Source organism: Agreia sp. Leaf210, assembly GCF_001421485.1.
In the GTDB taxonomy this organism is placed as follows: Bacteria; Actinomycetota; Actinomycetes; order Actinomycetales; family Microbacteriaceae; genus Agreia.
On the sequence record NZ_LMKK01000003.1, the window covers coordinates 66,356 to 84,829 of the forward strand.

The 18,474-nt window shown below is 67.2% G+C and carries 14 protein-coding genes; 7 read left to right on the plus strand and 7 right to left on the minus strand.

Features of this window, described 5'->3' with window-relative positions; genetic code table 11:
* Positions 1-28: 28 nt before the first annotated feature.
* Genes ASE64_RS10710 through nirB form a run of 3 tightly spaced genes read right to left on the minus strand, consistent with a single transcriptional unit; the run spans position 29 to position 4,886 of the window.
* Complete coding sequence (locus ASE64_RS10710) at positions 29-1,162, minus strand: uroporphyrinogen-III synthase (protein WP_055780126.1); 1,134 nt, start codon at positions 1,160-1,162, stop codon at positions 29-31.
* Between the two features lie 12 nt (positions 1,163-1,174).
* Positions 1,175-2,269, minus strand: coding sequence for a uroporphyrinogen-III C-methyltransferase (gene cobA / locus ASE64_RS10715; RefSeq protein WP_082466166.1), 1,095 nt, complete (start codon positions 2,267-2,269; stop codon positions 1,175-1,177).
* Between the two features lie 4 nt (positions 2,270-2,273).
* A complete protein-coding gene (gene nirB / locus ASE64_RS10720; protein WP_055780129.1) occupies positions 2,274-4,886 on the minus strand; it encodes a nitrite reductase large subunit NirB in 2,613 nt (870 codons plus the stop codon).
* Between the two features lie 226 nt (positions 4,887-5,112).
* Between nirB and nirD the strand changes: the two genes are divergently transcribed.
* The 5 genes from nirD (at position 5,113) to ASE64_RS10745 (ending at position 11,537) form a co-directional block, all read left to right on the plus strand.
* Positions 5,113-5,472: a nitrite reductase small subunit NirD gene (gene nirD / locus ASE64_RS10725; protein ID WP_055780132.1), complete on the plus strand. Its 360-nt coding sequence runs from the start codon at positions 5,113-5,115 to the stop codon at positions 5,470-5,472.
* Positions 5,472-6,242: a sirohydrochlorin chelatase gene (locus tag ASE64_RS10730; RefSeq protein WP_082466167.1), complete on the plus strand. Its 771-nt coding sequence runs from the start codon at positions 5,472-5,474 to the stop codon at positions 6,240-6,242. Before nirD ends, ASE64_RS10730 begins: the two co-directional genes overlap by 1 nt.
* 98 nt (positions 6,243-6,340) lie before the next feature.
* On the plus strand, positions 6,341-7,750 hold the full coding sequence (locus ASE64_RS10735) for an MFS transporter (protein ID WP_055780135.1): 1,410 nt from the start codon (positions 6,341-6,343) through the stop codon (positions 7,748-7,750).
* A gap of 33 nt (positions 7,751-7,783) precedes the next feature.
* The gene (locus ASE64_RS10740) at positions 7,784-9,904 is read left to right on the plus strand and encodes a molybdopterin oxidoreductase family protein (RefSeq protein ID WP_055780138.1); all 2,121 of its coding nucleotides are present in this window, start codon (positions 7,784-7,786) and stop codon (positions 9,902-9,904) included.
* The gene (locus tag ASE64_RS10745; RefSeq protein WP_055780142.1) at positions 9,897-11,537 is read left to right on the plus strand and encodes an FAD-dependent oxidoreductase; all 1,641 of its coding nucleotides are present in this window, start codon (positions 9,897-9,899) and stop codon (positions 11,535-11,537) included. Before ASE64_RS10740 ends, ASE64_RS10745 begins: the two co-directional genes overlap by 8 nt.
* On the opposite strand, the gene ASE64_RS10750 is transcribed toward ASE64_RS10745, so the two are convergent.
* From ASE64_RS10750 to ASE64_RS10760, 3 genes are read right to left on the minus strand one after another with little or no spacing between them, the layout of a single operon-like run.
* A complete protein-coding gene (locus ASE64_RS10750; RefSeq protein WP_055780145.1) occupies positions 11,527-12,012 on the minus strand; it encodes an SRPBCC family protein in 486 nt (161 codons plus the stop codon). The two genes, ASE64_RS10745 and ASE64_RS10750, sit on opposite strands and share 11 nt — an antisense overlap.
* A complete protein-coding gene (locus ASE64_RS10755) occupies positions 12,009-12,359 on the minus strand; it encodes an ArsR/SmtB family transcription factor (protein WP_055780147.1) in 351 nt (116 codons plus the stop codon). The genes ASE64_RS10750 and ASE64_RS10755 overlap by 4 nt, the downstream gene beginning before the upstream one ends.
* A 51-nt stretch (positions 12,360-12,410) precedes the next feature.
* Positions 12,411-14,723, minus strand: coding sequence for a transglycosylase domain-containing protein (locus ASE64_RS10760; protein WP_082466168.1), 2,313 nt, complete (start codon positions 14,721-14,723; stop codon positions 12,411-12,413).
* Between the two features lie 109 nt (positions 14,724-14,832).
* Here ASE64_RS10760 and ASE64_RS10765 point away from each other — a divergent pair, with 109 nt between their 5' ends.
* Positions 14,833-15,405 (plus strand): flavin reductase family protein, encoded by a 573-nt coding sequence (locus ASE64_RS10765; RefSeq protein WP_082466340.1) that lies wholly within the window; start codon positions 14,833-14,835, stop codon positions 15,403-15,405.
* A 78-nt stretch (positions 15,406-15,483) separates the two neighbouring features.
* On the plus strand, positions 15,484-16,884 hold the full coding sequence (gene lpdA / locus ASE64_RS10770) for a dihydrolipoyl dehydrogenase (RefSeq protein ID WP_055780152.1): 1,401 nt from the start codon (positions 15,484-15,486) through the stop codon (positions 16,882-16,884).
* An 18-nt stretch (positions 16,885-16,902) separates the two neighbouring features.
* On the opposite strand, the gene ASE64_RS10775 is transcribed toward lpdA, so the two are convergent.
* Positions 16,903-18,468 (minus strand): deoxyguanosinetriphosphate triphosphohydrolase family protein, encoded by a 1,566-nt coding sequence (locus tag ASE64_RS10775; RefSeq protein ID WP_082466169.1) that lies wholly within the window; start codon positions 18,466-18,468, stop codon positions 16,903-16,905.
* Positions 18,469-18,474 lie beyond the last annotated feature (6 nt).

The window sequence follows — 18,474 nt, forward strand, 5'->3', positions numbered from 1 at the left end:
CTACGTCGGACAGCTCGGCGATGACAGGTCAGACCGCGATCCGGTACCCCCGCTTGATGACGGTCGACACGATCCCGGGCATCGGCAGGGAGTGCCTCAGTCGACTGATGGCGACGTCGGTCGCGTGGTCGTCCTGCATGTCCGGCTGCGCGGCCATGAGTTCCGCGCGCGAGAGAACCGCCCCTTCCGCGCTCAGCAGAGCCCGGAACAGGGCGAGCGAGAGCGGGGCGAGCACCGCCTCGGAGTCTCCGATGCGAACGAGCCGACCGCGCAGTTCGATGTCGCCGTGTCGGGTGGACAGACGCTGGATGCGATGCTCCTCGAGGTGCTCGCAGACGAGTCGGATGAGCGCGCCCATGCGGTAGCGCGGCGGAATGATCGCTTCGATGCCCGAGGCGACCAGAGGAGCAGCCGTGACATGGCCGACCGCCGCTGCGACCACGGGGCCCATGAAGGCCGTCTGCAGCGCGTCGAGACGGCCGGCTCCGTCGGCCGCAGAGAACAGGGCTTCGACGGCCGGCGCGCTCGTGAAGGTGACGGCGTCGAGCGAACCGGCGCAGATGGCATCGACGAGTCTCAGCACCCGAGAAGAATCGGCGGGCAGCGACCATCGGTAGGGGGCGACGGTGAGCACGGTCGCGGCGGAATCGCGGAGCCGCTGCAGCTGCCCCTCGTCGGTGAATCCGTGCAGCTGCACGGCGACGGTCTTTCCCTCGGCGCCGTCTCGCAGCACATGGTCGACCAGAGACTTCGTGGTCTCTTCATCGCTCATTCCCGAATCGTCGAGGCCTGCGGCGCGGACCGCCCCGCGTGCCTTCGGGCCGCGCACGAGAATACGGGTGTGGGCGAGAGTCTCGCTCAGCTCGTGTCCGATTCCTGCGGCGTCGGCGGCTTCGAACCAGCGCCGTACCCCATAGGAGGTGGTCGCGAGGAGCACGTCGGGTCGTGCCGCGATGATCGCCAGCGTGTCGGCGGTCAGCTCTGCGTCGTCATCGGCGGCGGCGATCCGGATGGCGGGTGCGTGCAGAACGTCGGCGCCCCTGCGCTCGAACGCTGCGATCAGGTCCTCCGACCTGCGGTCGCTGGTCACACCGATACGAAAACCGCGAAGCTGATCCGGGCGGAACGCTCTGACCAGAGCATCCGCGTCTGAGTCGGTCACAGGCCTCTTTCGTCAGTCGGTCGTCAGTTCGGCCGCTGCATCCTGAAGGAAGGTAGCGGCCGTCACATCGAGTTGCTCGCTCAATCGTACGACCTCGCCGATCACCACGACGGCGGGCGATCGCACTCCGAGCCGCGAGGCGAGCGGGGCGATCTCGTCGAGGGTGGCACGGGTCGTTCGCTGACTCGTCGAGAAGCCCTTCTCGACGACGGCTACGGGCATCGAGGCAGACATGCCGGCTCGCGCAAGGCCCGCCGTGAGATGCGGCAGGGTCCCCACGCCCATCAGCACGACGATCGTGCCGCCCAGGCCTGCCAGATGCAGCAGCTCGTTCTCGCTGAGCGGCACGTGGCCCGACACCACCGTGAACAGCCGGGAGATCTCGCGATGAGTGACGGGGATGCCGGCTGCGCCGGGGACTGCGATGGCGCTGGTGACGCCGGAGACGACCGTCACGGGGACCCCGGCCCGGCTGCACGCGATGACCTCTTCGCCGCCTCGCCCGAAGACGAAAGGGTCACCGCCCTTCAGCCGAACGACGGTCTTTCCCGCGAGCGCCGCCTCGACGAGCAGCTCCTGGATCTCGGTCTGGTTCACCGCGTGGTGACCCGGCGTCTTGCCCACGTTGACCAGCTCGGCGCCCGGAGCCCACTCGGCCAGCCGTGCGATCGGACCGAGGCGGTCGAAGAAGACGATGTCGGCCTCCCGCAGCGCGGCGAGCGCCGCGACAGTGAGAAGCTGGCCGTCGCCGGGACCGCCTCCGACGAGGGTCACACGGCCGATCGGCAGCGTCGGACTCGGTGGCTCCGTCGTGAGCCAGATGCGCGCGTCACGCGTTGCGCGCTCCAGCGAATCCGTGGTGGCCGAATCGACACCGACCGAGATCACGAGGTCGACCGACGACACGAGGGTCTTCCACTCGAGGCGGTTCACGGGCACGACGACACGCACGACGTTGTCACGCGCACGCGAATCGTCACCACTCCCATCATCGGCGAGGTAGACGCGCGCGCCCGACGCCACGCAGCGCGCGATGGTGTGCCGCGCGTGACCGGCGTGCCCGACGACCAGAACGCGGCGGCCCGTGAGGTTCACGGAGATGTCCATGGGCTTATTGTCCCTTTCGCACGGGAATCGAGGGTCCCGAGACGAGAACACGTTCCGCTGCCGCGGCCCGCTCGTCGGGGCGGGCCGGCCTCGGTTGGTCGCGTTCGGTGACCTGCACCACGTTCGGATCCGCGGTGCGTGGGGCATTCACGAACGAGCGGAACCGACGAAGCCGCTCAGGGTCGTTCAGCGTCGCCGCCCATTCGTCCTCGTAGTTGCCGACGTGCTCGGCCATCGCGGCCTCGAGCTCGTCGGCCAGCCCGAGCGAGTCGTTGCAGACGACGTCTCGCACATGGTCGAGTCCGCCGGGCAGTTCCTCCTGCCAGCGCGCCGTGCGCTGCAGGCGGTCGGCGGTGCGGATGTAGTACATGAGGTAGCGGTCGATGTATGCGATGAGCGTCTTGTCGTCGAGGTCCTGGGCGAGCAGCAGAGCGTGCGCCGGCTGATAGCCCCCGTTGCCACCCACGTACAGATTCCACCCCTGCTCGGTGGCGATGATGCCGATGTCCTTGCTGCGCGCCTCGGCGCATTCGCGGGCGCAACCAGACACTCCGAGCTTGAACTTGTGCGGCGACCGCAACCCTCGATAGCGCAACTCGAGCTCGATGGCCATCGCCACGGCATCCTGCACGCCGAAACGACACCAGGTCGAGCCCACGCACGACTTCACCGTGCGCAGCGACTTGCCGTAGGCCTGTCCCGACTCGAAGCCCGCGTCGACGAGGATCTTCCAGATGTCGGGTAGCTGTTCGAGACGCGCGCCGAACATGTCGATGCGCAGCCCGCCCGTGAGCTTCGTGTAGAGATTGAACTGCTCGGCCACCTCGGCGATCACCTTGAGCTTGGCCGGGGTGATCTCCCCACCCGGAATGCGGGGGACGACCGAGTACGTGCCGTCTTTCTGCATATTCGCGAGGGCCCGGTCGTTCGTGTCCTGCAGGGCGCCGCTTCCGGAGTCGAGGATGTATTTCGAGGTCTGGGTGGCCAGGATCGACGCCATCACGGGTTTGCACACATCGCAGCCGAGGCCGCGCCCGAAGTGCTCCATGATGTGCTCGTAACTGGTGAGTTGCAGAATGCGCACGGCCTCGAACAGCTCGCTGCGGCTGAGATCGACGTGCTCGCAGAGGGCCTTCGACACCTCGATTCCGGCTTTGGAGAGCTCGGTCTCGAGAATCTTCTTGACCAGCGGCACGCACGATCCGCACTGGGTTCCCGCCCGGGTACACGCCTTGAGTGGACCCAGTTCGGTGCACGCCTCCGCATGCTCGCCGCGGATCGCTTCGCGTACGGCTCCGACCGAGACGTTGTTGCACGAGCACAGCTGAACGTCGTCGGGCAGCTCGGCGCTCGCGGGGGCCTCGACGCCGGCAGCAGAAAGGTAGGCGCTGGGCTCGCCCGGAAGCTCTCGGCCGAGGAGAGGCCTCAGCGCGGTGTTCGGCGCGGCGTCTCCCACGAAGATGCCGCCGAGCAGCGTCTTGGCATCGTTCGAGACGACGATCTTCTGGTACATGCCGCGTGCAGGATCTGCGTAGACGACCTCGAGGGCGCCGTCGGATGCTCCGAGTGCGTCGCCGAAGCTCGCCACCTCGACGCCCGACAGCTTGAGTTTCGTCGCGTCGTCGATGCCGGGGAAGCTCGCGGCGCCGCCGTGGATCCTGTCGGCCACGACCTCGGCCATGGCGTTCGCCGGAGCGACGAGACCCACGCAGACACCGCCCACGCTCGCGACCTCGCCGATCGCCCAGACGCCCGGGTGCGACGAGCTGCAGTCGTCACCGATGGCGATGCCGCCTCGCGCGCCGATATCGAGCCCCGCCGCACGCGCGAGTTCGTCGCGCGGGGTGATGCCGATCGAGAACACCACGAGATCGGCGCTGATGGCCCGGCCGTCGGTCAACTCGACGCCGAGCACCCGTCCGGAGGGGCCGGTGAGCACCTGGGTCGGCCGGTTCCCCAGAGCGAGCGTCACGCCCTGAGCCTCGATCAGGCGACCGAGGGCCTGTCCGGCACCCTCGTCGAGTTGAGCCGACATCAGCCATCTGCCGGAGTGCACGATCGTCGAGCGGGCTCCGAGCCTCTGGAGGCCGCCGGCCGCCTCGAGTCCGAGAAGGCCGCCGCCCACCACGACCACATCGGCGGGGCGACCGAGACTCGTCGCCAGCCTCGCAGCCTCGGCCACGAGGAAGTCGACGTCCTCGATGGTGCGGTAGACGTATCCCGACGATGCGCCGGGGATCGGAGGAACCGTCGCCGCCGAACCCGTGGCGAAGACCAGGTCGTCGTACGACAGGATGCTGCCGTCCGCCAGTTCGACGGAACACGCCTCGAGGTCGACTCGGCTCGCGGCGACGCCGCCCCGGTACGTGATTCCCGGCGAACTCCACAGTTCCCTGTCGCCGAGGGTCAGATCCTCCGATGACACGAGACGGCGGGAGAGGGCCACGCGGTCGTACGGCAGGTGTGTCTCTTCGCCGACGACGGTCACCGTCACGTCGGGAGAGTCGCCGTGGGCTCGGCGCGAGTGCACCGACTCGGCGAACCTGTGCGCGGCGGGTCCGCCACCGATGACGACGACTCGATGAGCTCGATCGCCAGAGAAGTTCGGGCTCGTCATGGCTGTGCCTTCCACGTGCGTCGTCAGGGGATGCTCGAAGCCTAGGCAGCCTCGATTTCCTCACGATTGCGCCCACGTAACAGTGTGTGACGCGCGCCTCACCGTGTTCCGGCGGCGCCGAGAGGTCTTTGTTACGCGACTGTCACGGCAACGGTCAGAGGGCGAAATCTACGCCGCCTAGGTTGAGGGAATCCCCGTTCGCGACCGCGCCAGAAAGGCTCGACCTATGACGACCTGGATTCCCGTCTGCCGCCTCGACGACCTCGAAGTGCTCTGGGGTGAGGCCGTGCTCGTCGACGGCGAGCAGTTCGCGCTCTTCCGCCTGCCCGGCGACCGCGTCCACGCCGTCTCGAACGAGGATCCGGCCACCGGGTCGCAGGTGCTCGCGCGCGGCATCGTCGGTTCGAGGGGAGACCGGGTCACGATCGCCTCGCCGCTGCACAAGCAGGTCTACGACCTCGAGACAGGGGAGTGCTACAGCACGCCGGAGTACAGCCTGCCGGTCGTCGGTGTTCGTGTCGTCGACGGCGTCGTCGAGATCGCGCGCACGAGTCGGTCCGGCGCGGGCACCGGCGTAGCCGCGTGATGACCGCACGCCCCGTCCTGCTGGCCGCATCCCACGGAACGAGCGATCCGTCGGGACGGCGTGCCGTCGCATCCCTCGTCTCGGCCGTCGCTGAACGTCGGCGCGACCTGACCGTCGTCGGCTCGTTCGTCGATGTGCAGCAGCCCGATGTACCGACGGCGCTCGACACGATCGGCCCGGGCACTCCCGTGGTGATCGTGCCGCTTCTGCTCTCGACCGGCTATCACGTGCACGTCGACCTCGCCGAGGCGGCGGCCGAGGCCGTTTGTTCGCCGACGCCGCGTGAGGTCGTCGTGACGTCGGCCCTCGGCCCGGATGCGCGGCTGTCGCGCATCCTGGCAGAGAGGCTCGCGTCCGCCGGTCTCCGAGACGACGACACCGTGGTGCTCGCCGCCGCAGGATCGAGCGACTCCGGCGCGGGTGAGGACTGCCGGGCGATGGGGTCGCTGCTCGCAGCAGAGCTGAAGAGACCCGTGACCGTGGGATTCCTCTCCGCTGCTGAGCCGAGGCTCGAGCAGGCGGTCACGACTGTTCGCGCCGAGTCGCCCGGTCGACGCGTGGTCGTCGCGAGCTACCTGCTCGCCCCCGGCTACTTCCAGTCCCTGGTGCACCGCGCGGGTGCCGACGTCGTGACGGATCCCTTGCTGATCGACGGGCAGAGCCCTCCGCCCGAGCTCGTCGACGTCGTCGTCGATCGCTTCGAGCGGCAATGTGACGAGCATGTTTCCGAGGCCTATCAGACCGGTCGCACGCGTGCGACGACCTGGTGACCGAACGGTAATCGCTGAGGCCGTCGGCTGAAACACCGCGTGGCTAGCGTCGACACCGACAGCTCGTCTACCCGCACCCTCGACCATCGGAGAACGTCTTGACCCACACCGAAACACCCTCCGCACCGCTCGTCGCCGATACGACGACGCCCCCCGGGCTCGTGATGCGCCCGGGCCGCTGGATCGACAACTGGAACGCGGAGGATCCCGCCCAATGGGAGGGTGGAGGAAAGCAGATCGCGGCCCGCAACCTCAGATGGTCGATCTTCGCCGAGTTCCTCGGCTTCGTCATCTGGCAGCTCTGGAGCATCGTCGTCGTGTCGCTGCCGGCGGTCGGCTTCACTTTCGACACCGGTCAGATCTTCTGGCTGATCTCCATCCCCAGCCTGGTCGGCGCGACCCTGCGCTTTCCGTACAGCTTCATGGTGCCGAAGTTCGGCGGCCGGAACTGGACGATCATCTCGGCAGGCCTGCTTCTGATTCCGGCGACCGGCCTCGCGATCTGTGTCGGGCATCCGGACACGCCGTTCGGCGTCATGCTCGGCGTCGCGGCGCTCGCGGGCCTCGGCGGCGGAAACTTCGCCAGCTCGATGTCGAACATCACCTACTTCTATCCCCAGAGTCAGAAGGGATGGGCGCTCGGCTTGAACGCGGCCGGCGGCAACCTGGGCGCATCCGTCGCGCAGCTCGTCGTGCCGATCGCCATCACCATCGGCGCGGCGGTGACCCTCAACCTGCCGCTCGCCGGGTGGATCTGGATTCCGTTCATCCTTCTCGCGATGTGGGGCGCCTACCGCCACATGGACAACCTCTCGAGCGCCAAGTCCGACTTCAGAGCCTCGCTCGCCGCGCTGCGAGAGCCGCATCTGTGGATTCTCGCCCTGCTGTACATCGGCACGTTCGGGTCGTTCATCGGATTCGCCAGCGTTTTTCCCAAGCTCATCGCCGACCAGTTTCCCGACTTCTCGACCTTCGCCGTTGGGTCGGCGTCGATCTCGCTCGCCTTTCTCGGAGCTCTGGTGGGCTCGCTTTCGCGGCCCTACGGCGGGCGGCTCGCCGACCGCTTCGGCGGTGCCCGCGTGACGATGGCCGCCTTCGCGGTGATGGCGCTCGGGGCCCTCGCCGTGACGTGGACGATCTTTATGAACAACTTCTGGATCTTCCTGGGCTGTTTCCTCCTGCTCTTCGTGGCGGGCGGTGTGGGCAACGGCTCCACCTACCGCATGATTCCGAGCGTCTTCGCGGCTCGGTCCGGCGTCACGGACGCGGCGACGAACTCCGGAGACGTGTCGACACAGCGCAAGACCGCGGCCTCGCTCGGCCTCATCTCTGCGATCGGGGCGTACGGAGGGTTCGTCATCCCGCAGATGCTGGGCCTCTCGAAGACCTCGACGGGCGACTACACGAGTGCGCTGAACATGTTCGTCGTGGCCTACGTCGTGTTGATGATCGTCACCGGAGTCGTCTACCTGCGCCGCGGCTCCGCGTTCAGCGGCCAGCGCATCTGATCCGACCGAGCCGACACAAAGGACCTGCCCTAGATGACGAGCCGGAACACCCGCACCCATTGCCCGTACTGTGCGCTGCAATGTGCCATGACCCTGTCGCCGTCGGCCGCGGCCGGTGCTTCGTTGAGCGTCTCGGGTCGCGACTTTCCCACGAATCGCGGCGGGCTGTGCAAGAAGGGCTGGACCTCGGCCGAGCTCATCGACTCGCCGCAACGCATCAGCTCGCCGCTCATGCGCGATGCGAAGGGCGAGCTCGTCGCGGCGTCGTGGGAGGACGCTCTCGACGCGGTAGCGGATACGGTGTCCCGCAGCCGAGCGGAGTTCGGGGCGGATTCGGTGGGTGTCTTCGGCGGAGGCGGACTGACCAACGAGAAGGCCTATCAGCTGGGCAAGTTCGCTCGCGTCGCGCTGGGAACGTCGCGCATCGACTACAACGGGCGGTTTTGCATGTCGTCCGCGGCCGCGGCCGGCAACCGGGCTTTCGGCCTCGACCGTGGCCTGCCCTTTCCCCTCGACGATCTCGATCGGGCGTCGACGATCATGATGCTCGGCTCGAACGTCGCCGAGACCATGCCGCCGTTCATCGGACATCTGGCCGGTGCGCGCGCGGCTGGCGGCCTCATCGTCGTCGACCCCCGTCGATCGCCGACGGCCCGCCTCACGGAGGACGGGGGAGGCATGCACGTGCAGCCCACACCGGGCAGCGATCTGATTCTGCTCCTGGGGCTCACCCACATCGTGATCGCTGAGAGGCTGCACGACGTCGAGTATCTCGAGCGCCGCACGAGCGGATTCGACAGCGTCCGACGGAGCGTCAGCTCCTGGTGGCCAGAGAGAGTGCAGTCTCGAACCGGCGTTCCGGTGCACCAGCTGCGGGCGATCGCGCGTCGGCTCGCGCAGGGTGAGGGAACCTACATCCTCACCGGCAGGGGAGTGGAGCAGCACGCCGACGGCACCGACACCGCGACCGCCGCCATCAATCTGAGCCTCGTGCTCGGCCTCGTGGGCAGCGCGACGGGCGGCTACGGAACGTTGACGGGGCAGGGCAACGGCCAGGGCGGTCGCGAACACGGACAGAAGAGCGACCAGCTGCCCGGATACCGGAAGATCACCGATGCCGCGGCTCGCGCCCACGTCGCGACGGTCTGGGGCGTCGAGGCGGCGTCGCTGCCAGGCCCGGGCCTCCCGGCCGTCGAACTGCTGCAGTCTCTCGGAATGGACGGCGGCGTGCGATGCCTTCTCGTGCATGGTTCGAACGTCGTGGTCTCCGCGCCCGACGTGTCCGCCGTCCGTGCCGGACTCGCCCGCCTCGACCTGCTCGTCGTCTGCGATTTCTTTCTCTCCGAGACCGCGTCGCTCGCCGACGTCGTTCTGCCCGTCACGCAGTGGGCGGAGGAGGAGGGCACGATGACGAATCTCGAGGGCCGCGTCCTGCGTCGACGCAGAGCGATCGACCCTCCCGAGGGCGTGCGCAGCGAGCTGTGGATTCTGAGCGAGCTGGCACGTCGGCTCGGCTCCGCCGGTCGGTTCAGCACCGACGCTCCGACCGTGTTCGACGAGCTGTGCCGGGCCTCTGAGGGCGGGCTCGCCGACTACTCGGGGCTCAGCTACGACGCGCTCGACGACGATACTGCTGCGGCGTACTGGCCCTACCCCCGCGGATCGTCGGGAACCCCCCGTCTCTTCGTCGACGCCTTCGCTCACGCCGATGACCGCGCCCGTCTCGTCGCGGTGAAAGCGACGGAACACGACGGGGTGGCGCAAACAGACGGCGTCGTCACTCTCATCACCGGTCGCCTGCTCGAGCACTACCAGTCGGGAGCGCAGACTCGCCGGGTGCCGGAGCTCCTGACCGCGAAACCGGAGGCGCGGATGCAGATCCACCCGGCCACGGCAGAGCTGCTCGGTATCGACGACGGATGCCGGGTCGAACTGAGCCGGGGCGACGCCATCGTGAGTTGCCGAGCCGAGTGGAGCCTCGGAATCCGCCCCGACACCGTCTTCCTGCCCTTCCACTTCGGTGGCGAGCAGTGCGCGAACCTCCTGACCGAACAGGTCACCGACCCGGTCTCGGGCATGCCCGAGTTCAAGCGCACCACCGTTCGCATCCGCTCTCTCGACACGGTCGCGCTACCGGAGGTCGTTCATGTCTGAGTCGCCGCTCCGTGTCGTCGTGATCGGATATGGACCCGTGGGTGCACGCCTCGTCGACGAACTGCTGCCCGCCGTGTCCGCCGGGCTCATCGCGGTCACCGTGGTCGGAGCGGAGGCCGACGCCGCGTACAACAGGGTGCTCATCGCCGAACTAGCCGTCGGGCGCGCCGAGAGGGAGAGTCTCGAGGTGACCGACCCGGGCGAGGCCATCGCGGCCGGTGTTTCCGTGCGCACCGGCGTCGCCGCTGTGTCGATCGAGCGCACGCGCCGCACGGTGACGCTGAGCGACGGCTCCACGATCGGATACGACCGCGTGGTCCTCGCCACCGGTGCCCGGGCGAACGTGCCCACGCTCGCAGGGGTCACCCGTCTGCGTTATGACCATCGCCCTCCTGCGGCTGATGCCAGCCGACTCGACTCGGCCGAGGCACCCCTGCCTCGCGGCATCACCGCGCTGCGCGATCTGGCCGACGCCGACACCGTGGCACGCGCAGTGAGTCTCGGTCAGAGAATCCTCGTTCTCGGAGCGGGAGTGCTGGGCATGGAGCTCGCCCTGGCCGCCGCCGAGGCCGGAGCGGAGGTGGGCGTGGTCTATCACGGCGAGATCCCCATGGCACGTCAGCTCGATCGCGGCGCCGGTCTGCTGCTCGCCCGAGGCGCCCGCCATTCGTCGGTGAGCATGATCTCACGTTCTCCTGCGGAGAGCGTCGTCTTTCGTCAGGACCACGACGGGGTGGATCGATTCGATGCGCTCGTGTGCGCGGACGGCAAACAGATCTCGGCGGATCTGCTGGTACTCAGCTGCGGTGTCGGCGCCCGCAGCGAGCTCGCTCGCCTCTGCGGCCTCGACGTGGCCACGGGCATCCTCGTCGACGAGCGACTCACCTGTTGGAGCGACGATCGAATCCATGCCATCGGCGACTGCGCACAGATCGCGGCACGACCGAGTATCGGCGATTCTCAGGCTCCGCCTCGCGGTGCACCGTCCGGCCTGATCGGTCCAGGCTGGCGTCAGGCCGACTGGCTCGCCCGGTCGTTGACCGCTAGCGCCTCAGGGCTCGCGAAGCCCGAACCTCTCGAGGTCGACCGCGATGCCGTGGTCATGCTGAAGGCATCCGGCATCGACGTCGTCGCCGTGGGCGACGTCTCGAGAGATGCGCTCGACGACCTCGCCGACGACGTGCACAGCGGAGCCGAAGCGCACACGAGCGGATGCCGCCACGAACCGGCCCGCAGAGTGTCGAGTTGGATGGACGCGGAGCACGGCCGTTACGTGAAGATGATCACGCGAGCGGGGGTGCTCGAGGCGCTCGTCTGCGTGGGCATGCCCCGCGCAGCCGCCGAGCTGACGCTGCTCTTCGAACGACGCAGCGAACTCCCCACGGATCGTTCCGTGCTGTTGCGTCACGACGGCCCCGACATCGACGATGCGTCGACGGGCGACATATTCGCGGAGGACGCCACCGTCTGCTGGTGTAACGCCGTAACGGTCGGAGCCATCGCGACAGCCGCCGAGGCGGGACATGCCAGCGTGGCGTGCATCGGCAAGGCGACGCGCGCGGGCACGGGATGCGGCGGCTGCAAGGAGCGCATCGCGCACGTGCTCGAGCACGTCGCGGTGCTTACGCCCTGAGCACGTCGTCGATCTGGCCCATGGCAAGGGTCATGCCCTCTTCCATGCCCATCTCGACCATCTTCTCGAGCTGGTCGATACTCACGAATCGACTCAGAGTGGTCATCCGAGTTCCTCCGTCGATCGACTCGAACGTCACCGTCGCCGTGACGGGCGCGATCGAGTCGTCGGGTTCGCCGTTCTCGTCTGCGAAACCGTCATCGAATTCGAGGCGAGCGGGAGCCTCGACCGCGGTGATCAGCCACCATCCGCCCGCCTTCGTGCCATCGGGCCCCGTCATGACATACGCCGAGCGCGAGCCCACCGACAGCTCATGATGCGTGAACGTGGCCGGCCAGGTGGGCGGCCCCCACCAGCGCTCGAGCTGGCGCGGGTCCTCCCAGACCTGCCAGACCCGTTCGACGTCGGCCGAGAACTCGGCGACGAAGGTGAGGGTGAGTGCGTCGGTGTCCTTCTCAACGCTGATGACGGTCATGACTTCTCCTTGGCGGTGTCTTCGGCGAGTATCTCGTCGATGCGGAGGGCGCGTTGCGCCCAGATCTGCTCGTAGGCCTGCAGCAATGTGGTCGCCTGGCCGATGGTCTCGATGCGGCTGTGCACGAGCTGCTCGCGACCGCGCCGTTGTTTCGTGACGAGAAGGGCGCGCTCGAGCACCTGCACGTGCTTCTGCACGGCAGCGAAGCTCATGTCGTAGCGCTCGGCGAGAGCGGTCACCGAATGCTCGGACGTGAGCACGCGGCTCACGATGTCGCGCCTGGTCGCATCCGCCAGGGCCTGGAAGATGCGATCGATCTCGGAATCCGTCAGTTCAGATACAACCATTTGGTTGTACGTTACCGCGCGTTCGACGCCGAATCAAGAGATCCAGCCTCTCTAATTGCCGCCGACGCCGGGCACGATTCCGGTGTTGTCCTCGTCGCCGCGGCCGTCGGTCCCGTCTTCTCCGGCCGGGGGCGCCACAGTTGCGCCGGGCGTCGGTGCGACGCCGGGGGCGTTCTGCGAGGGCGCCGGCGTGGGCGTCGCCGTCGGAGAATCGGTGGGCGCATCGGAACTCGATCCGGAGCCCGAACTCGATCCCGATCCGTAGACGAGGGAGTCCTCGGGGTCAGGGAAGTCCGCCGCAGCGGGCAGCGTCTCGTCGTTCGCCGTCATCACGGATTTCCAGATGCGGTGGCGCACGCTGTACCCGGAGTACCCGTTCGTCTCGACGTCGGTCATCGAGACGTCTCCCGACACGTTGCCCACCCAGACAGCCGTGGCCGCCCTCGTGCTGGCCCCGATCATCCAGGTGTCTTTCTCGTTGTCGGTCGTTCCCGTCTTACCGATGTGCTCGACATCGTCGTAGGGATTCGACGCCGTGGCGGTTCCGCTCTGGATCGGGCCTTTCATCGCGTAAGCGAGGGTGGCGGCCACCTTCGGGTCGAGAGCCTGCGCGCACCCGGCCTGGGGCGGCTGCAGTTCCGCACCCGTCGCATCCACGATACGGTCGATGGCGATCGGCTTGCAGTAGACACCGTTCGCGGCGATTCCGGCATAGGCCGCCGCCATGGTCAGGGGCGCGATCGTCTGCGTGCCCAGGATGTCGGCGAGGTTCGAGCCGAGGTCACCGCCGTCTGCGCGGTGCACGCCGAGAGACTGGGCCGTGTTGCGGATCTGGCAGAGATCGAGCTTCTGGGCCATGGCGATGAACGCGTTGTTCACCGAGTCGGTGAGGGCGTTCTGCACGGTCACCGTTCCCGGCCGCGATCCGCTGTCGTTCTTGGGCGAATACGGGTCGCCGCTGATGTCGATGCACGAGTTCGTGAAATTCGATCGATTGAACGTCTGAGGATTGCCGTTGATCCGCTCGCCGAGCGTGTGACCCTGCTTCAGCCACTCGGCGAGAGTGAAGACCTTGTACGTCGAGCCGACCTGGAAGCCGGTCGATCCGCCGTACCCCTGATCGGTGTTGTAGTTCAACGACGTGCTGCCGGGGTCGGCGGAATCGCCGGCCACGTACGTCTTGTTCTGCGCCATCGCGAGGATGCGCCCCGTTCCGGGTTCGACGGTGACGATCGTGGAGCCCAGGTCGAGTTCGTCGCTCGAGGCCGGGATGTACTTGGTCATCGTCTCGTTGGCGTTGGCTTGGAGCGCGGAGTTGAGAGTCGTGTAGATCTGGAACCCGCCCGTCTTGAAGTTCGACCAGCGCTCGTCGGCTGTTGCGCCGAAGGTGGGGTCGTTCTTGACGATCCAGGTCACGTAGTCGCAGAAATACGCGGCCCCGTTCGCCGCGGTCTGGCATCCCGTCGACGGCTCGGTGATCACGGGGGTCACGGGCGTGGCGACGGCCTCGTCGTGCTGTGCCTGGGTGATCGTGTGGTGCTTGAGCATCGACGCGAGAACGTCGACGTCGCGCCGCGCCTTATTGGCCTCGATGTTGTCGGGCTCGTCGATGCGCAGCCCGTTCGGCTCGTTCACCGTCGCGATGAGGCTGGCTGCCTGGGCAACCGTCAATTGAGCTGCGGTCGTTCCGTAGTAGTAGTTCGCCGCGGCCTCGATGCCGTAGACGGAGCCGCCGAAGTTCGCGATGTTCAGGTAGCCGAGCAGGATCTCGTCTTTGCTGTACTTCTTCTCCAGGCCGATCGCCAGACGCATCTCGGACAGCTTGCGATCGAGCGACGTGTCGGTCGCCTCGGCGTAGGCCTTCTCCCTGTCGGTCTCGTTGTCGAGCGCTTCAGCCCGCTGCACGAGGATGTTCTTCACGTACTGCATCGTGATGGTCGATGCGCCGCTCTCGACTCCGCCAGACGTGACGTTCTTGAGAGCAGCCCGGAGCGTCGATGTCAGGTCGACGCCGTTGTGCTCGTAGAAGCGCGGATCCTCGGTGGACACGACGGCGTCTTTCACCGCGGGGGCGATCTCGTCCCAGCCCACCTCTTGCCGGTTCTGGTCGAAGACCGTGGCCAGAAGGGTGTTCGAGCCGTCGGGGTTCGTCGAGTAGATCTCGGACTTCTGCGCGAGCGCACCGATGTCGAGGGTCGAGGGCAGATCCTCGAAGAGGCCGACCGAGCGTGAGACGGATGCGCTGGTGAGAGAGACCGCAGGAACGGCGAGCGCGGTGACGAGGACGCCGGCGACGACACTCGCACCGAGGAGCTTCAACCAGGGCTTCGCCGCAGACATAAGACGTGACGAGGAATCAGGCATAACAGTTGAGGATACGTTCGCGCACCTCCGAAGCGGCTGAATCGAGCCCGAGCGTCACACGAGGACACAGAAGTTCCCTGCGCGGCCGCAGAGAGTAAGGCTTGTGCACATGACACTGCACTCTTCCGCTCGCGGCCCACAGCAGACCGGTTCCGTCGATTCGATCGCCGAGCACTCGGGGCTCGACGCCGACTCCTTCAAAGCCGTGTTCCGCAATCACCCCGCCGGTGTCGCCGTGATCACCGCGGACGCCGGAAACGGGCCGGTGGGCCTCACAGCCACGTCGGTCTTCTCTGTCAGTGCACAACCGCCGTTGCTGGTCTTCTCCGTGTCAGGACAGTCCTCGAGCGCTCCGACGATCCTGGCCGCCGACACGGTGGTCGTGCATCTCCTCGGCTCTGAACAGCTCGACCTCGCAACCCTCTGCGCCACGAGCGGCATAGATCGCTTCGCCGACACGTCGATCTGGGACCGGCTCATCACCGGGGAGCCCTACTTTCCGTCGGCACAGTCGTGGATCCGCGGCAAGGTCATCGAACGCATGGATGCCGGTGGCTCGACCGTGATCGCCATCCACGCCCTGCAGGCGGGCATCTCGGACGACGTCGACTCGGGGGAGCCCCTCGTCTATCACAACCGCACGTGGCACCGGCTGGGTGAGCACTCCCGCATCGACGCGTGAACGGCCGACTTCCTCGCCAGTGCGAATAGAGTTGAACGAGAAAGACCTCGTGCAAACCGAAGGAAGTCCTAAAACATAATGAGCGCTCACTACAACCTCGTCGTTCTGGGAGCCGGCCCCGGTGGCTATGTCGCTGCCATCCGTGCCGCGCAGCTCGGGCTCAGCGTCGCCGTCGTCGAAGAGAAGTACTGGGGCGGTGTCTGCCTCAACGTGGGCTGCATCCCCTCTAAGGCCCTGCTCCGCAACGCCGAGCTGGCCAACATCTTCGCGACGCAGTCGAAGGAGTTCGGCATCTCGGGAGATGTCTCGTTCGACTTCGGCGCCGCGTTCGACCGCAGTCGCAAGGTGGCCGAGGGGCGCGTCAAGGGCGTGCACTTCTTGATGAAGAAGAACAAGATCACCGAGTACGACGGTCGCGGCTCGTTCAATGACAGCCACTCGATGACGGTGGCCAAGTCAGACGGCACCGCCGAGCAGATCACTTTCGACAACGCGATCATCGCCACCGGCTCGTTCGTGCGACTCCTTCCCGGCGTGACCCTCAGCGACAACGTCGTCACCTACGAGAGCCAGATCCTCACGAGGGAGCTGCCGAAGTCGATGGTCATCGTCGGCGCCGGTGCCATCGGCATGGAATTCGCCTACATCCTGCGCAACTACGGCGTCGAGATCACGATCATCGAGTTCCTCGACCGCGCGCTCCCGAACGAAGACGCCGATGTGTCGAAGGAGATCGCGAAGCAGTACAAGAAGCTCGGTGTCACGCTGCTCACCTCGACCAAGGTCGAGAGCATCGTCGACAACGGCTCCTCCGTCGCCGTTTCCTACACGGCCAAGGACGGCACCAAGGGTTCGATGGAGGTCGACAAGGTCATGATGTCGATCGGGTTCGCACCGCGTGTCGAGGGCTTCGGGCTCGACAAGACCGGCGTGCAGCTCACCGAACGCGGAGCGATCGCGATCGACGACCACATGCGCACCAACGTTCCCAACATCTACGCCATCGGCGATGTCACGGCGAAGCTGCAGCTCGCGCACGTGGCCGAGGCCCAGGGAGTCGTCGCCGCTGAGACCATGGCAGGAGCGGAGACCCAGACGCTGGGCGACTACCGCAACATGCCGCGGGCCACGTTCTGCCAGCCGCAGGTGGCGAGCTTCGGCCTCACGGAGCAGCAGGCGCGCGACGAGGGCCACGACGTGCTCGTCTCGACCTTCCCGATGACGGCCAACGGCAAGGCACACGGTCTCGGGGAGCCCGCCGGTTTCGTCAAGCTGGTCGCCGACGCCAGGTACGGCGAGTTGCTGGGTGGCCACATGGTCGGTCACGACGTGTCCGAGCTTCTGCCCGAGCTCACGCTTGCTCAGATGTGGGATCTGACCGCGACGGAGCTGGCGCGGAACGTGCACACGCACCCGACCCTGAGCGAGGCCCTGCAGGAGGCCTTCCACGGCCTCAAGGGGCACATGATCAACCTGTAAGACGGGTCGGCACGGGCGCTAGATGCCCGTGCCGCCCTCCCACAGGTGCTCCGAGGTGCCGCTGATCAACGAGGCCACGCTCATCGCCTGGCTGTCGGTCAGCGAGGCGATGTAGTCGACGATGCCGCGGCCTCGACCTCGCGCGATGAGGCTCTCGTCGTCGGTCGTGCCGCGCAGCAGCTCAGGCGTGTCGGATCGAAGTCTGAAGTAGCCCGCCGTCGCCACCTGTACGAGTTCGACCAGCCGACGCGGGGCGCGTGCGGCGTCGTCTTCGTCGGAGAGCCAGGCCCGGAATCCCTCGACCAGGGTCTCGAGCACTCGGCCCTGACCGCGTTGGTAGGTGGCGAGGTCGGGACGTTCGAGCACGAAGCGAGTGTGCACGAACTTGAGCACGACGACGTCGTGCCACGCCTGCTGGCCGAGTCGCACGTGGGCGCTTCTCACATGCGGGGTGCGATCGACGACGATGGAGCGCTGGAGCCTGTTGATCCAGCTGCGAGTGAACGACGAGATCGCCCTCTCGGCTCCCATAGAGCCGTCGAACGGCACCGACAGCAGGCCGTCGCCCAGGTCTTCGCTGACTCTCTGCACGGCGGCCCTGAATGCGTCGTCCGATGCGATCCACGCATCTCGGGCGTGGATGCGTCGCCTCACCAGCTCGAGCGCGTGCCCCGGTGTGCGAGCGCTCGCTTCGAGCGCCTGTTCGTCGAGCCTGGACAGCGCGGTCTGGTCGCGCAGCCAGCTGCGCAATTCGGCCGAGACCGACGCCTGCTGCAGAACGCCCGCCCGATAGAAGTCGTCGAGATCGTGGATCGAGTAGGCGATGTCGTCGGCGATGTCCATGACCGAGCATTCGACGGTCTGGCGCCACTCGCCGATGTTCGGGAAGGCTCTCTGCGCCTCGCGAAGCTCCTCGACATCGAGCGTGTAGGCCGAGAACTTGTCGGCGCCTCCGTTGCGTTGGGAGCCCACGCCGCGCGGCATGCCGTCGGGCATGTCGGTGCGCACGCGCGACTGCCAATCTGCGCGCAGCCACGGGTACTTGAGCACACCCGCGCGCACCGCGGCCGTGAGATTGAGGCCCTGCTCGGTCGCGTCGCAGGCGTCGAGCTCGGTGAGGATGCGGAACGTCTGCGCGTTGCCTTCGAAGCCCTCAGACAGGCCCAGGCGTTCGCGGGCGAGTCGATCGAGCACCTGTTCGCCGAGGTGACCGAACGGCGGATGCCCCAGGTCGTGAGCGCTGGCGGCCGCCTGCACGACGACGGGGTCGCACCCACCGAGCTCGCGCACGAGAGCCCCGGTGTCGCCTCGGTCTTGCTCGAGCATCACCGCGATGGACCGTGCAACGGCGGTGACCTTGACGGAATGGGTGAGTCGATTGTGGATGACGGGGCCCGCCCCCGCCTGCGAGATGACCTGAGTGACGGCCGACAGACGGGAGAAGTACGGCGAGAATCGGATGCGCTCGAGGTCGACCCTGAAGTCGGGCTGCGGTTCGATGCGTTCGATGTCGTCGAGCTGCTCCGGGATGCGACGCCTGATGCGCGCCTCGGAGGTGTTCTGCAGTGCGTCAGCGGTGCTCATCTGTTC

Excerpts from the sequence above, each read along its gene's own strand:
- cobA (WP_082466166.1), bottom strand. The coding sequence starts at position 2,269 with ATGGACATCTCCGTGAACCTCACGGGCCGCCGCGTTCTGGTCGTCGGG.
- nirB (WP_055780129.1), bottom strand. The coding sequence starts at position 4,886 with ATGACGAGCCCGAACTTCTCTGGCGATCGAGCTCATCGAGTCGTCGTC.
- nirD (WP_055780132.1), top strand. The coding sequence starts at position 5,113 with ATGACGACCTGGATTCCCGTCTGCCGCCTCGACGACCTCGAAGTGCTC.
- ASE64_RS10730 (WP_082466167.1), top strand. The coding sequence starts at position 5,472 with ATGACCGCACGCCCCGTCCTGCTGGCCGCATCCCACGGAACGAGCGAT.
- ASE64_RS10740 (WP_055780138.1), top strand. The coding sequence starts at position 7,784 with ATGACGAGCCGGAACACCCGCACCCATTGCCCGTACTGTGCGCTGCAA.
- ASE64_RS10745 (WP_055780142.1), top strand. The coding sequence starts at position 9,897 with ATGTCTGAGTCGCCGCTCCGTGTCGTCGTGATCGGATATGGACCCGTG.
- ASE64_RS10750 (WP_055780145.1), bottom strand. The coding sequence starts at position 12,012 with ATGACCGTCATCAGCGTTGAGAAGGACACCGACGCACTCACCCTCACC.
- ASE64_RS10755 (WP_055780147.1), bottom strand. The coding sequence starts at position 12,359 with ATGGTTGTATCTGAACTGACGGATTCCGAGATCGATCGCATCTTCCAG.
- ASE64_RS10760 (WP_082466168.1), bottom strand. The coding sequence starts at position 14,723 with ATGCCTGATTCCTCGTCACGTCTTATGTCTGCGGCGAAGCCCTGGTTG.
- ASE64_RS10765 (WP_082466340.1), top strand. The coding sequence starts at position 14,833 with ATGACACTGCACTCTTCCGCTCGCGGCCCACAGCAGACCGGTTCCGTC.
- lpdA (WP_055780152.1), top strand. The coding sequence starts at position 15,484 with ATGAGCGCTCACTACAACCTCGTCGTTCTGGGAGCCGGCCCCGGTGGC.
- ASE64_RS10775 (WP_082466169.1), bottom strand. The coding sequence starts at position 18,468 with ATGAGCACCGCTGACGCACTGCAGAACACCTCCGAGGCGCGCATCAGG.